This window comes from Cryomorpha ignava (assembly GCF_010686655.1).
Classification (GTDB): Bacteria; Bacteroidota; Bacteroidia; order Flavobacteriales_D; family Cryomorphaceae; genus Cryomorpha; species Cryomorpha ignava.
Window position 1 is genome coordinate 1 of the sequence record NZ_JAAGVY010000113.1, and the last position, 1,551, is coordinate 1,551.

Consider the following 1,551-nt stretch of genomic DNA (forward strand, 5'->3'; position numbering starts at 1 on the left):
TATACCCAGCTTGGTTGGGAATACTGTCGTATGTAAAAAGAGAGACTGGCAGCGGACAATAACAAGAATCTGAACCAAACTTGGCGATAAAACCCTCTTGAGTCCCGGTTTGGTTGTAGAGGGTGCCGTCACCAACGTACAACTGACCGCTGAAGTGACCCCCAACGTAAAAGTTGCCTTGGGTGTCGGCGGTGAGAAGGGAAGGTTCTTCAGCACCCATAGGTGAACTGGTTAATGTATGGATACTTTCAGGCATACCTTGTCCCTCTGCGTCGAAGAGAGCGAGAAAGACATTGAAACCTTGATTTTCACTATTTGTATTGTCTATCAACTCATCACCCCATGAAATTAAACTTCCCCATCTTCCAGCAACAGCCACTTCCATATTGGAGTAGGACGTTGCAAAACCTCCACTATTAACATCAACAGAAGCATTTGTAGCATAAATAACATTTGCTAACGAATCGAATTTTGCAAAAACAGGAAATCCGGAGGAGCCAAAAGTATTTTGAAAAGTAAAGTCACCAAGGCTATTGCCGTTTGAAGTACCCCCCGTTACATAAACATTACCAAACTCATCAACCGATGGTTTCCCCAAAAACTTTACATCATCTGTCATGAAATTCCAATTCACAAAACCTGAACTGTCAAATTGAACGACATAATTATTGGCGGTAACTTCCTCGCCACCGAAAATGACTTCATCGTTACCTGAGAGATATCCGGACCTATAGTATTTTCCTGTATAGTGATCCCGGTTGAAACTACCTCTATTAAGTGTGGCCCCGGAATACCACATATCAAAATGCACTCCACTGGCGAAATTTCCTTCACCGTCGTATTTTAAAATGTAGATATCTTCACCATCGTCTAAGGTTCCCGGAAAGGTAGCTTCGAAGGCTCCGTTGCTATAGCTACCTTCTGAAAGCTTACTGTAAATGTAACAATCACCATTAGGTGATACATCCAAATCAAAGGATGTTCCAATTTGGAGGTCATCCGGGAGGTTAAAAACAACGGTATCTTCGGGCATTCGCAACCATAGCATATCGCCTTCCGTATTATATTTCACTAGAAGTAAGCCTTTTTGACCAGAATTTATAGTTGTATCGGGAGCAAAACTTGTATTATAGTTCGGTATACGAACCCCATTGACACTTAATGTAACATATACACCACCTAAGGTATCCGTACCTAAACCAGTTATTCGATCTCCACCTGACCCGCCAATAATTTTAGTCCATCGATGAACACCATTGCAATCAAAACTCGTCAATGCCGCGTCAGCAGATCCGTTGCTAATAAAAAGAGTTCCATCTATTTCGTAAGGGTCTTGTAATGTCCAGGTAACATAGGAATTTCCATAGTTATCCACCGCAATGTGCCACGGTTTAAAATGCACTTCCTGCCCCCATTGCCAGTCTGGTTGGGCTACAAGGCTTGTAGCAAAAAGTAGAAAAAAAAGAATATATAATGAATGTTTTAATTTTTTCATGATTGTGGAATTTAAAAAGTAGAATAAATATCTTCCGATACGGATATAAAACCGCA

Annotated in this window: 1 protein-coding gene; it reads right to left on the bottom strand. The window is 41.2% G+C overall.

All coding sequences use genetic code 11. The features are described 5' to 3' along the window. Window positions 1-1,495 (bottom strand): hypothetical protein (locus G3O08_RS20610; RefSeq protein WP_163287336.1); only part of this gene is annotated, 1,495 nt, incomplete at its 3' end. Window positions 1,496-1,551: the final 56 nt, after the last annotated feature.